Raw genomic sequence first — 12,789 nt, forward strand, 5'->3', positions numbered from 1 at the left:
ATTATCATTTTAAAAGAAAGCGCATTTTTGCTATAGCTTACTGCTTAATGCCTACGGCCTATTGCCTAAAACTTTAGGCAAGCACAGGTCATTATCATTTTAAAAGAAAGCGCATTCTTGCTATAGCTTACTGCCTACAGCCTACAGCTTATTGCCTAAAACTGTAGACAAAAGGTCATTATCATTTTAAAAGAAAGCGCATTTTTGCTATAGCTTACTGCTTAATGCCTACAGCCTACAGCTTATTGCGTAATAAATTGCCTATTCTTCAAAATAGATATTGGCAGTTATGTAATAAATGACTGATTTAGTATTAAATACACGCAAGAAACCTATATAATATTTCGCGATAATATAGAAAAAACAAACTTTTCTGTAATTTTGAAAAAATTTTAATATACTGTAATCCCAATTACTAATCATACATATAACTTTAAAACTTACAATTTTACTAGATGGCTGCAGCAGATTATTTAGGTATTGACATCGGAGGAACGAACGTAAAAATGGGTATCGTTAACTCTGAAACTGGTCAGATTTCAAATTTTTACAGTCACGATACTGTTAGCTGGCGCAAATCGGGTCATTTCGAAGACCGCCTTGCCGAGGCTATTGCCCTTCAATTACTTGACCACAAGCATATCAAGAAGGTAGGTATTGGTTTGCCAGGTATGATTGATTCTACTCGTCGTACTCCAATCGAGATTACGGCTATTCCTGAGCTAGACCGTGTACCATTGGTAGACTTGCTTGAGAAGAAATTTGTAGGAGTAAACTTCTATCTTGAAAACGATGCCAATGCAGCAGCATTAGGGGAGTTTTATTTTGGAGAAGAACGTATCGACGAAAGTTATATTTTTATCACTTTGGGTACAGGTGTTGGTGGTGCTGCTATTATTGGTAAAAAAGTATTTACGGGAGGTCGTGGAAATGCCATGGAGCCAGGTCATACGCCATCTGCCAATGGTAAAGTGCTTGAACGCAATATCGGTAAAAACGAGTTATTAGATTTGGCCAACAATATGAGAAGAGAATACACTGGCGAAACACAATTGCCTGATGATGGTTCTATCTCGACAACGGGTTTGGTGGCAGCTGCGGCCGAAAATGACAAACTTGCACTACAAGTTTTTGAAAGAGTAGGAGAGTTGTTGGGCGAAAACCTTTGCCACTTAGTGGCTATCCTCGATATCAATCTGATTTTGATAGGAGGTGGTTTGTCGGCATCCTTCGATTACATTTTGCCAAGTATGAAACGCAAGCTAAATCAATGGTTGACCAAGTATCACGCTAGTGATTTAACCATCAAACGTGCTACCTTAGGTAACGACGCTGGTTTGTTGGGAGCGGCTTCACTTTGTTTTTAATATAAAAAATTAACACTCTTCAGACCTCCAAGAATAGCAAAAAAGGTCTAAATTTGTGGGCTAAATATAAAATTCCCTTTAAAATGGGTTTGAAAAACGAGTTGGCAAAAGAATTATTTTATACTTTCTAAGAAAAGTCTAAAACATTCTAAGATTATAACTATCTGTCGGAAAAAAATTTTGACAATCTAATTTTTAATCTTCATCTTTGCACCGTTTTTCTAACCAAAAATCGTTCTAAAAATGGCAGAAATTGCAGAAAAAGTAAAAAGCATTATCGTCGAGAAATTAGGCGTTGACGCAGCAGAAGTAACTCCAGAGGCTTCATTCACAAACGATTTGGGTGCAGACTCTTTGGATACTGTAGAATTGATTATGGAATTCGAAAAAGAATTCAACGTAACAATTCCAGATGACCAAGCTGAAAACATTCAAACCGTTGGTCATGCTATTGCATATCTCGAAGAACATGCTAAGTAATTGACTTTTCAATATGTGCTAATTTGAGAGTGATTTAGTAATTTTTACTAAACCATTGTTCAGATTAGCACATTTTTATTTGAAAGGCGTAATTAAGTACCATCTCCAAACCTTTTGTCAACAAATAGTCTGCGAGATTTTATAACTTAATTCATATAATTCTTCATTTGATTTATAAAATCATCTATATTTGAAATTCGAGTGAACAAGGCCATTGAAAATTTATCTCTCTCAAGATACTTTTCTCAAGGTGAATTTTGCACCAAAAGCGCCTAACAATATCTTCACTTTTAATAAAACCTGAAACTCAACTTCGCCACATGAGCTTTAAACGAGTAGTAGTTACTGGTATAGGAGCGTTGACTCCTATCGGAAACACAGCACCAGAGTATTGGGAAGGTCTCAAAAATGGTGTTAGTGGTAGTGATTATATCACTAAATTTGATGCTGAGAAGTTTCGTACTCGCTTCGCTTGCGAGATTAAGAATTTTGATGTTAGCAACTTCATTCCACGTCAAGAAGCGCGTAAAATGGATGCTTTTGCTCAGTATGCAATCGTTGCGTCTGACGAAGCTATCAAGGATTCGGGCTTAGATTTAGAAAAAGTTGATAAAAATAAAATCGGAGTTATTTGGGGCTCAGGTATCGGCGGGCTTCGTACTTTTGAAGATGAATGCTTCAACTTTGCGAAAGGCGATGGCACTCCTAAATTCAATCCATTCTTTATTCCTAAAATGATTGCCGACTCCGCTTCTGGAGTTATTTCTATTCGTCATGGTTTTCGTGGTGTAAATTACGTTACAGTGTCGGCTTGTTCGTCTGCCAATAATGCAATTATCGATGCTTTCAACTATATCCGATTAGGTCGTTTGAAGGCTTGTGTTACGGGTGGTTCTGAAGCGCCTGTGACGATTGCTTCGGTTGGTGGTTTTACGGCTTTGCGCGCCATGTCTGAGCGTAACGATGATCCAAAAACCGCTTCTCGCCCTTACGACAAAGATCGTGATGGTTTTGTAGTAGGTGAAGGTTCTGGAGCATTGATTTTGGAAGAATATGAGCACGCAGTTGCTCGTGGAGCTAAAATTTATGCTGAAATGATTGGTGGAGGCTTCTCTTCTGATGCTTACCACATTACGGCTCCTCACCCAGAAGGTTATGGTGCTTTGTTATCAATGCAAGATGCCCTAGAGGATGCCAATATCAAGCCAGAGGAAGTTGATTATATCAATACTCACGGTACATCCACACCGCTTGGCGACCCTCAGGAGTTGAAAGCTATTGTAGAATTGTTTGGCGAGCATGCTTACAATTTAAACATAAGCTCTACAAAGTCGATGACTGGTCACTTGTTGGGTGGCGCAGGTGCGGTAGAAGCTGTTGCGTCTATTTTGGCTATGCAACATCAAATCGTTCCTCCGACAATCAACCACTTTACAGAAGACCCTAGTGTAGATAATCGTTTGAACCTTACCTTAAATCAAGCACAGGCTCGCAAAATTGATGTAGTGCTGAGTAATGGTTTTGGATTTGGTGGACATAATGCCACAGTTATTTTTAGAAAAATCTAATCTGATAAATATTGCAAACTTTTGATGAGATATGTACCCATGTACTTTTGTCAAAAGTTTGCAAGTTTGATTTTGTTTCGAATATATGTTGTCACCCATTTTAGAATTTTTTTCCAGCGACCCCAAAGACAAAAAGCTAAAGAAAGCTGTAGAACATATCATTGGTCAAAAGCCTTCCAATATTATGCTGTACAGATTGGCCTTTATGCACTCCTCAGTGTCTAAGGAAACGGTGGCAAAAGGATATAAAGAATCGAACGAACGACTTGAATTTTTGGGAGACTCGGTTTTAGGAATGATTACTGCTGAGTACCTCTTCAAAAAATTTCCGTTTAAAGATGAAGGCTTTTTGACAGAAATTCGCTCTAGAATGGTAAGCCGAGAGTCATTGAATGTGGTTGCTCGTAAAATTGGTCTTGATAAATTGGTTGAATACGATGGAAATCGTCGAACAGTCCTAGCTCGTACATCAATGTATGGCGATGCCCTAGAAGCATTGATTGGGGCTATTTATCTTGATAAAGGATTTCAATTTACCCGTAAGTTTATCGTAAAATCTATACTTACTCAGCATTTTGATATCGATACCGTTGTGTCAAACAACCCTAACTTCAAGTCACTAGTGATAGAATGGGCGCAACGAGAGGGTAAACAAATTAGATTTGATATCTCGGAAGAAGGTGCCAAACATAATAAAGAATTTACTGCTACCATTTATGTTGACGACGATTCGTTTGCAGTAGGGCAGGGTTATTCGAAGAAAAAGGCAGAACAAACTGCCGCTATGAAGGCTTGTGAAAAGCTAGAAATAAGTTAATAAACCGAAAGGTTTCTCGAAAACGGCCTAAGCACGAATTTTCTTGCTTAGGCCGTTTTTGTCTTGATATACTTCGGCTGCGAGTTCGGATAGTTTGTGGTCAATCGCTTGATTTGTCAATATTCGAAGAATACAATTTTTGAGTATCTTGAGTGTTGAGATTGCTAGGAAAACCCAAATTGAAAAGTTTCCCGGTGAATCGTGCCGATTTATTTTTTTTATTCATTCATCAGAATAATCTTTGGTGTAATATTTGCGTTCTTAGTGTTAGTTAATTTACTTTTCACGGGAAGATTCCTTTTTTATCTTTTTACTTTCGTACATTCATAACCAAAAGTTTCAACCCAAACCATAAAAATATGAAGTTAGACTTTCAGGCAATAGAACGATACGCTAAACAGTATGCTGCCAAAGTTTGTGACGACTTTTTTAATAGAAATAATACAATTTCAGGTCAACAAATTATGAAGTTGAGCAACGTAGCTCAAGTAAATACATTTGTGATTGGGGATTTGTACGAAACTTGGAAATCTGATACTGAATCTTTCAAAAGCCCTTATTTTGATTTTGAAAATGAGGAGGTAAAAGCCGCCTTGCAGGCTTATATGAATACTGTTTCTCATCATATCTCGGTCAGTAGAGAACATTTTGAGCCACTTTTGGTAGATGCCGTAAAAAATACGATTGGTCTACTCCTTGACCCAAGCAAATACTTTGATGATTTTGTGAGAGAATCTCCAGAGTTTACCTTAACAAAAGATCGGGTGATTACGCTAGCAAAATATACTAAAATCAATGGCGTGTTTGCTAAGGGGCTTAAAGATAAAATAGGCGAAGAAAAACAGGTGTATGTTACAACTGCCCTCGGTTGGTTAAATGAACTTGCTAATCATCATGATTTTGAAAATCCAGATAAGTATTTGGAAATGTTAAGCGCCACCTTGCCTTTCAGACGTGATGATTTTTATAAGAAACAGGCAACTGTTGATACTGTGAATGTTGCTAGCCCTCGATTAACACAATCTTTTTTTGATGTTGAGCACGAAAATGATGATGAAATCATAACATCTTCAAAGGTAGTTTCGGCACCAATACCCGACGAAGACCACGACCCTCTTCCTACGGTGGCAGCTATTCAGGCACAAATAGATAAGGAGGGTACTCCTGCTGATATTCGAATTCCTTCAAAGTTGAATGATACATTTTCAGACGAACTACCAACGGTAAATGATTTACTAAGAAAAGAAGTAATTGGCCAAGGTACAGCTTTGTCTGATTTAGCCTTTAATCGTCAAATCAAAAGTATTGCTGATGCAATTAGCCTAAACCAAAAGTTTATTTTTACGGGTAAGCTTTTTGAAGGTGATGTCAATGCTTATACACGTGCAATCGAAGATTTGGATAAGTGTAGCTCATATCTGGAAGCAAAAAATATTATGAATAAAGTACTTGCGCCTAAATTTAATTGGGTAATGGCTGCCGAAGAAGCAAATGACTTTCTTGAAATTGTAAGTAGAAAGTTTCAAAATCATTAAAAGCGAGAGTAATCTCGCTTTTTTTTTGAGTAAAATAGTATATTTGTTTCAGAAAACTACTCCTAAAAGAACCCTTTTGTGTTCTATAAAATGAGTCTACACCATGAAACAAGTAATTTTACTCCTTATTTTAGGCATTATGATGCCTAAGTTACAAGCACAGGTATCTAACGAAGATATCTTGGGTACTTCAGTCGAAGGAGTTTCTGAGGAAACTTTTGAAAATTGGCTTCAAATTCAATCTAATCCTCTCGATATCAATCGTCTGGATTATGAGTCTCTTTCGGGTCTTGGTATCTTGTCAACGGCTCAACTAAAGGCTTTTTTTGATTACCGACAATCCTTCGGTCCATTTATCTCTATTTATGAATTACAGTCTATTCCATCCTTTACGCTAGATGTATTAAAAAAACTAGCACCTTTTGTTACTTGTAGTCAGGAGGTTAGTTCTATCGGGCGTGATTTGAGCTTAGCCAAAAGTTGGCTTTTAGTACGCTTTAGCCAAACCTTGGAAGAAAAAAAGGGCTTTACTCCACCAACTAACACGTCTACTGTACGATATGCAGATAGCCCCATCAAAAGTTTACTCCGATACAAATATGCAAACCCCAAGAACTTAAGTATTGGTTTTACTATTGAAAAAGACGAGGGAGAGAGTAATTGGACTGATTTTACCTCATTTCATATACAAGTACAAAATAAAGGTATCCTGAAAAATCTTGTCGTAGGAGATTATCAACTCCAAATGGGACAAGGAGTAGCTACAGGTGGAGGGTTTAGTTTAGGGAAAAGTGCCGAGACGATTTTGTTTACACGCAAACCAACCTTGGGAGGCCGTCCGTATACTTCTTCACTTGAATCTGGTTTTTTTAGAGGCGTTCTCACTCATTTTCAATGGCATAAATGGCAAGGACTTGGCTTTATCTCTCGTATTTTAAGAGATGCCAATCAGCTTGCACCCGATTCGCTAGGTGTAGTGAGCGTATCCTCCCTTCAAACCTCTGGTTTTCATAGAACTGCCTCGGAGATAGCAGACAAAAAAGCTCTGTTAGAATCTAATCTAGGAGGTGGAATTAGCTATCAATCAGAGCTTTCACGCGTAGGAATACTACTTCAATACACTACTTTCGATAAGCCATTATTAAAAGCCAACAAAACGTATAATCAATATGAGTTCGCAGGTACTCAAAATCTTTTGCTGAGTTTTTACTATAATTATACATTGTCATTTGCCCAAGTTTTTGGTGAAATTACTCGCTCAAGTAGCGGAGGCATCGGATCAGTATTTGGGGTATTGGGGAGTCTTAGTCGCCGTTGGGATATGTCACTACTTTTTCGAAAGTTTACCCCTAATTTTCATTCTTTTTATGGCAATGCCTTTTCAGAAAACACCCGAAATATTAATGAAACTGGCATTTATTGGGGGCTAAAGTTTATGCCGAGCCGTCGTTGGCAATGGACTGCCTATTTTGATTATTTCTATTTTCCATGGTACAAATATTTAGTAGATTTGCCTCAAACACAGGGCTTTGAGGCCTTACTCAAACTAAATTATCAGCCTTCAAAAATCTCAAGAATTTCGGGGCAATTGAGGATGGAAAACAAAGAAGAAAATTTCAGTTGGAAAGAAACCTATATTGAAAATAATAAAACTAAAACTCGAACTATTACTGAAGTAATTCCTCGCTATCGTTGGACTTTTAATGGTTATTACACCAACAAGTTTGCCAATCACCTTTCGATACAATCCAGAATTTCTGGGAGTATATTTAAGTATAAGCTACAAAATCCGACCTATGGGTGGGCGGTATCGCAAGATGCTAAATGGAGTAGAGGTGCTTGGTCATTGGCAGCACGAGTAGCATACTTTTCGACACAGGATTACGACAATCGGCAGTATACCTATGAGCAAGATGTTCAATACGCCTTTTCATTTCCTGCTTACAATGGCCGAGGTTGGCGCTATTACAGTGTTTTGTCGTATGATGTAAATAAAAACCTTACAATTTGGCTGAGATGGTCAAGAACTGACTATCTTGGTCAAGAAACCGTCGGGAGTGGCCTCGACGAAATACCCGTTCCACATAGGAGCGATGTAAAAGCACAAATAAGGTGGGTATTTTAGTAATTTTGAGATTTGAAAATGTGATTTAATGGTGTCCGAAAGATACTAAAAGTTATCAATTTTGTATTTCTGATGTTGGATTTGGGGAATTTACACCACTTTTTCCTGATATTTTATAAAAAATAGAAGCGTTTTACTTTATTTCCGAATTCAGAAATCCCAAATCCTTTATAGTTTAAAGTTCTTTTCCAATAGCCTATCATCATGAATACTTTCAGGTTATACGTTAAAAAAAGTTAAAAACCTTTTATACAATTTAGAACAGGCAACAATAAACTTTTGCTTGCCGTTACTATCTTTATAGAAACAATCCTAGAGACAAACAATATGCAATACCAAATACTTTGGGCAGACGATGAAATCGACTTGTTGAAGCCCTACATCATGTTTTTACAGAGCAAAGGTTATGATGTTACACCTGTAAACTCGGGTGCTGACGCACTAGAAGAGGTAGAGAAAGGAAAATTTGATGTAGTTTTTCTTGATGAAAATATGCCTGGGATGACAGGCTTGGAGGTTTTGCCTCAAATCAAGCAGATGAAGCCCAATTTGCCTGTAATCATGATTACCAAATCTGAAGAAGAACATATCATGGAAGAGGCTATCGGGTCAAAAATTGCCGATTATCTGATTAAGCCGCTCAATCCGAATCAGATTTTACTTTCTGTAAAAAAGATTCTTGATAAAAAACGTTTGGAAGAAGAAAAAACCAATATTTCTTATCAACAAGAATTCCGCCAATTGGCTATGCAGTACCAAGATCGTATCAATCACGAAGAATGGGCAGAAATTTATAAAAAATTGCTATTCTGGGAGTTAGAAATCGACCGTACTGAAAATAAATCAATGGCAGAAGTGTTGAATATGCAAAAGTCAGAAGCTAATTCAAACTTTTCAAGATTCATTGAAGAAAACTATGAGGATTGGTTGAACGACCCTCGTGCCGACAAACCGCTGATGTCGCATCAATTAATGCGTAAAAAGGTTTTTCCTTTAGTAAATGATGGCTCTCCTCTATTTTTCTTATTGATTGATAACTTGCGTTATGACCAATGGAAAATCTTGGAAGGATTAATTCAGGATTACTTCACTGTAGAAGAGGAGAGCTCGTACTATTCTATTCTTCCTACAACAACAGCCTATGCTCGTAATGCCATATTTGCGGGGATGATGCCTTCAGAAATTGAAAAACAATACCCAAAACATTGGGTGCAGGACCTTGGCGACAATGAAGATGAGGAGGGTTTTAACCAACATGAGGAATTTTTCTTACAAGAACAATTGCGCAAAAGTCGCTTAAGTTTTAAGACTTCTTACAATAAAGTTATTCACAACAATCAAGGGAAAGCTTTAGTTGATAATTTCAATCGCTTGATGCAAAATAATTTGAATGTGATTGTGTATAACTTTGTGGATATGCTGTCGCATGCGCGTACCGACATGGCCATGATTAAGGAATTGGCACCAGATGAATCGGGATATCGGAGTATCACAGCTAGTTGGTTTACTCACTCGCCTTTATTTGATTTAGTCAAAAAGATTTCTGAGAAAAAAGGCCGTTTGATTATTACTACCGACCACGGTATGATTCGTGTACAAAACCCTGTTAAGATTGTTGGTGACCGTTCTGTAAATACCAACTTGAGATATAAGCAAGGCCGAAACTTAAACTGGGATTCAGATGACCACGTGTTGATTTGTCGTAAACCAGAAAGATTCTTCCTTCCAAAAATCAATGTGTCTACAACGTATGTGTTCACTATGGAAGATTATTTCTTTGCGTATCCAAACAATTATAATCATTATGTGAGTCATTACCGCAATACCTTCCAGCATGGAGGAGTTTCGTTGGAGGAATGTATCATTCCCTTTGTGTATTTGACGGCAAAATAAGTAGTACAGTTATTAGTAAATCAGTTATTTGTTGGCAGACATAATAATAATGAACTTTTTTGGCTACTTATTCGAGGTGATATCAAAAACAAGAGTCATTCCTAATTTTAACATTTAGGATATTTTCCAAAGTGTATCAAAAAAGCGTTCGAAAAATTATTTTCGAACGCTTTTTTCGATACTATATTTCAAATAATAACTTTTTATAGACGCAATGCTTTGCGTCTGTACTAGAAAATATAGATTAAAAATAATCACTCCTTCTCTAATCTCTCAATTAAAAAATGACTATAAATCATCTGATTTGACATAACCATTGTCGCATTTGAGAATACGAGCTGGAAATTGGCGAATCATGTCAAAGTCGTGAGTAGCCATCAAAATAGCAGTACCTGCTTTATTAATATCCTTGAAAAGTTGCAAAATCTGAGCCGAAACTTCAGGGTCGAGATTACCTGTAGGTTCGTCGGCAAATAGGATTTGGGGTTCGTTCAATAAGGCTCTGGCAATTACGACCCTCTGTTGTTCACCACCCGAAAGTTGATGCGGCATTTTATCTTTAGCAGAGGCCAATCCTACTTGCATGAGTACTTCAGCAATGCGGGCTTTCATTTTGGCACGGTCTGTCCAACCTGTAGCTTCTAGTACCCACATTAAATTTTCATTTACATTTCTGTCCATGAACAACTGAAAGTCCTGAAACACAACGCCAATTTTACGGCGTAAAAAGGGGCGTTCAGAAAGTTTCATAGTTTCGATTTGGTATCCTGCAACTTTAGCCGAACCCTGTTGCAGCCACAAATCGGCATATAAGGTTTTGAGTAGGGAGCTTTTGCCACTACCTGTACGACCAATTAAAAAGACAAATTCACCTTTGTTGATTGTAAAATTCACATCGTTCAAAACGATTCTGTCGTTCTGATAGATAAAAGCATTCTGTAAGGATACTACAGGTTCTGCGTTGAACATAAACGGGTTGATTTGGTTTGATTTTCAAATATACAAAAAAGCCGTTTTGATTGGCCTATTTGTTGAGGCTTATCTGTTAAATGGTCAGAAAAACAAAAAGGATAGACCATAGCCTATCCTCTCTGAAAGTATAAAATCAAAATGCTTTTAAAGATTAAGCATTTGTTTTAGCGTGGTCTGACAAGAATTTCTCCAAACCGATATCTGTCAATGGGTGTTTCAACAACGCAGTGATAGCAGACAAAGGACCAGTCATTACATCGGCACCGATTTCAGCACATTTGATGATATGAATAGGGTGACGTACCGATGCCGCAAGGATTTCAGTATCGAAACCGTAGTTATCATAAATTGTACGGATTTGTTCGATAAGTTCGATACCATCGAAAGAAATGTCATCCAAACGACCGATAAAAGGAGATACATAAGATGCCCCAGCTTTAGCAGCCAATAACGCTTGACCTGCTGAGAAAATCAAAGTACAGTTCGTTTTGATACCTTTTTCTGAAAAATAACGAAGTGCTTTCACACCATCTTTAATCATTGGGATTTTCACAACGATTTTATCATCCAATTCAGCTAATTCTTCGCCTTCACGAATCATACCTTCGAAATCTGTCGCAATAACTTCTGCTGAAACGTCACCGTCTACGATCTCGCAGATAGCTTTGTAATGTTTCAACACGTTGTTTTTACCACTGATACCTTCTTTGGCCATCAATGAAGGGTTGGTAGTTACACCGTCTAATACGCCTAAATCCTGTGCTTCTTGGATTTCTTTGAGATTGGCTGTGTCAATAAAAAACTTCATAGCTGTTTTTGATTATGATTTTTGGCTACCCTCTGGCATGAGAGTAAGGGATAAAGCTTTCCGAGTACAAAATTATAAAAAGCTGGCAAGAAAAGAAGGAATATTTTGATTTATCTATAACAGTATAGAACAGTTGCAGAGATTACTTCAAGAAAGGGCAAAAAAAAATGGCAAATTCACCGCTCAACCAACCTACCCTTGCTTCGATCAAGACCTGGGGGATTCGGAGGGAGCTGGTAATTTGCCAGTGCAAATATGGCAGGTTTTGTTGTTTTTTCAAAACCTAGGTAGCAAATTTGTTAAAAAATTTCTATCAAAAATTGAGTATAAGTCGCTAATGTTTTTATTACGATTTGATTACCAGATTTTTAAATAACATATTACGATGAAAAAAAAAGTAATAAAAAAAATCGCTTTGTCGATGATTTTTCCTGTTTTGATGGGTTGGATGACTGCTTGTACAGGTTCGGCGGAGGCTTTTTTAGAAAAAGCAAAGGGAGAATTACAAAAAGGGAAAGCCAAAGAAGCTATCGAATATCTCAATCAAGCCATTGATAAAGATGCCCAAAGTGCCGCAGCTTTCAATATGCGTGGTGCTGCATATTTCGAATTGAAAGATTACACCAATGCTCTATTGGATTACGAGCAAGCTATCAAATTAGACGCTAGTAATTACAAACCGTTTTTTAATCGTGCCTCAATCAAAATGGAACAATCCAACTGGCAAGGCGCTTATGAAGATTGCTCTAAGGCAATTGAACTTGCACCTAAAGAAGCCGAATTGTATGTAAAGCGAGGCATTATCGAAGCAGCTTTACAGAAAGCAGACGAAGCAATTCGCGATTTTGATAAAGCACTTGAGCTAGATCCAAAGGATACAAACGCTTTGTATAATCGTGGAAATATCAAATACCAAAGTGCTGAATTAGAAGATGCCATTAAGGATTTTACAGAAGCTGTCAAAATTGACGCTCAGTTCGCAAAAGCGTATTATGGCTTGGGGCTGGCCTACCAAAAATTGGGTAACTCTGACGCAAGTTGTATGAATCTTAAACAAGCCAACCGTTTGGGTTATCCTGATGCAAAGTCAGCTTTGGAGACTTATTGTAAATAATACTTAGTCAAACAGAGGACAGGCACAAGGTATCAGTACTTTTAGAGCTGGTGTCTTGTGCCTGTTTGTTTTTTACGAATAAAAGAAAAGATTATGCCTATTTACCTTAT

General features: G+C 37.5%; 10 protein-coding genes. 8 read left to right on the forward strand and 2 right to left on the reverse strand.

Going from position 1 to position 12,789, the window contains the following annotated elements:
* Positions 1-455: 455 nt before the first annotated feature.
* The 7 genes from ACOVQ4_RS17260 to ACOVQ4_RS17290 all read left to right on the forward strand — a co-directional run bounded on the left by ACOVQ4_RS17260 (position 456) and on the right by ACOVQ4_RS17290 (position 9,785).
* Positions 456-1,367, forward strand: a complete 912-nt coding sequence (locus ACOVQ4_RS17260) for an ROK family protein (protein WP_421821865.1) — start codon at positions 456-458, stop codon at positions 1,365-1,367.
* Between the two features lie 243 nt (positions 1,368-1,610).
* Positions 1,611-1,847 carry an acyl carrier protein gene (locus tag ACOVQ4_RS17265; RefSeq protein WP_421821866.1) on the forward strand — a complete coding sequence of 79 codons (237 nt, stop codon included), beginning with the start codon at positions 1,611-1,613 and terminating at the stop codon, positions 1,845-1,847.
* Between the two features lie 320 nt (positions 1,848-2,167).
* A complete protein-coding gene (gene fabF, locus ACOVQ4_RS17270) occupies positions 2,168-3,415 on the forward strand; it encodes a beta-ketoacyl-ACP synthase II (protein WP_421821867.1) in 1,248 nt (415 codons plus the stop codon).
* An 85-nt stretch (positions 3,416-3,500) separates the two neighbouring features.
* Positions 3,501-4,232, forward strand: a complete 732-nt coding sequence (gene rnc, locus ACOVQ4_RS17275) for a ribonuclease III (protein ID WP_421821868.1) — start codon at positions 3,501-3,503, stop codon at positions 4,230-4,232.
* A gap of 359 nt (positions 4,233-4,591) precedes the next feature.
* Positions 4,592-5,767, forward strand: a complete 1,176-nt coding sequence (locus ACOVQ4_RS17280) for a hypothetical protein (protein ID WP_421821869.1) — start codon at positions 4,592-4,594, stop codon at positions 5,765-5,767.
* 103 nt (positions 5,768-5,870) lie between these two features.
* Positions 5,871-7,892 carry a ComEA family DNA-binding protein gene (locus ACOVQ4_RS17285; protein ID WP_421821870.1) on the forward strand — a complete coding sequence of 674 codons (2,022 nt, stop codon included), beginning with the start codon at positions 5,871-5,873 and terminating at the stop codon, positions 7,890-7,892.
* 327 nt (positions 7,893-8,219) lie between these two features.
* Positions 8,220-9,785, forward strand: coding sequence for a PglZ domain-containing protein (locus ACOVQ4_RS17290; protein WP_421821871.1), 1,566 nt, complete (start codon positions 8,220-8,222; stop codon positions 9,783-9,785).
* A gap of 288 nt (positions 9,786-10,073) precedes the next feature.
* Here ACOVQ4_RS17290 and ACOVQ4_RS17295 read toward each other — a convergent pair whose 3' ends face one another.
* Both ACOVQ4_RS17295 and fsa read right to left on the reverse strand, forming a co-directional pair.
* Entirely contained in the window at positions 10,074-10,754 is a 681-nt protein-coding gene (locus ACOVQ4_RS17295) for a cell division ATP-binding protein FtsE (RefSeq protein ID WP_421821872.1), read from the reverse strand.
* A 154-nt stretch (positions 10,755-10,908) separates the two neighbouring features.
* Entirely contained in the window at positions 10,909-11,565 is a 657-nt protein-coding gene (gene fsa / locus ACOVQ4_RS17300; RefSeq protein WP_095160298.1) for a fructose-6-phosphate aldolase, read from the reverse strand.
* 385 nt (positions 11,566-11,950) lie between these two features.
* Here fsa and ACOVQ4_RS17305 point away from each other — a divergent pair, with 385 nt between their 5' ends.
* Positions 11,951-12,679, forward strand: a complete 729-nt coding sequence (locus tag ACOVQ4_RS17305; protein ID WP_421821873.1) for a tetratricopeptide repeat protein — start codon at positions 11,951-11,953, stop codon at positions 12,677-12,679.
* The last annotated feature ends 110 nt before the right edge of the window (positions 12,680-12,789 follow it).

The sequence above is a fragment of the Flectobacillus sp. genome (assembly GCF_049240685.1).
Classification (GTDB): Bacteria; Bacteroidota; Bacteroidia; order Cytophagales; family Spirosomataceae; genus Flectobacillus.

Bases quoted from the DNA above. Each gene is read 5' to 3' on its own strand.
- ACOVQ4_RS17285 (WP_421821870.1), top strand. From the start codon at position 5,871: ATGAAACAAGTAATTTTACTCCTTATTTTAGGCATTATGATGCCTAAG.
- ACOVQ4_RS17290 (WP_421821871.1), top strand. From the start codon at position 8,220: ATGCAATACCAAATACTTTGGGCAGACGATGAAATCGACTTGTTGAAG.
- ACOVQ4_RS17295 (WP_421821872.1), bottom strand. From the start codon at position 10,754: ATGTTCAACGCAGAACCTGTAGTATCCTTACAGAATGCTTTTATCTAT.
- ACOVQ4_RS17260 (WP_421821865.1), top strand. From the start codon at position 456: ATGGCTGCAGCAGATTATTTAGGTATTGACATCGGAGGAACGAACGTA.
- rnc (WP_421821868.1), top strand. From the start codon at position 3,501: ATGTTGTCACCCATTTTAGAATTTTTTTCCAGCGACCCCAAAGACAAA.
- ACOVQ4_RS17265 (WP_421821866.1), top strand. From the start codon at position 1,611: ATGGCAGAAATTGCAGAAAAAGTAAAAAGCATTATCGTCGAGAAATTA.
- fabF (WP_421821867.1), top strand. From the start codon at position 2,168: ATGAGCTTTAAACGAGTAGTAGTTACTGGTATAGGAGCGTTGACTCCT.
- fsa (WP_095160298.1), bottom strand. From the start codon at position 11,565: ATGAAGTTTTTTATTGACACAGCCAATCTCAAAGAAATCCAAGAAGCA.
- ACOVQ4_RS17305 (WP_421821873.1), top strand. From the start codon at position 11,951: ATGAAAAAAAAAGTAATAAAAAAAATCGCTTTGTCGATGATTTTTCCT.
- ACOVQ4_RS17280 (WP_421821869.1), top strand. From the start codon at position 4,592: ATGAAGTTAGACTTTCAGGCAATAGAACGATACGCTAAACAGTATGCT.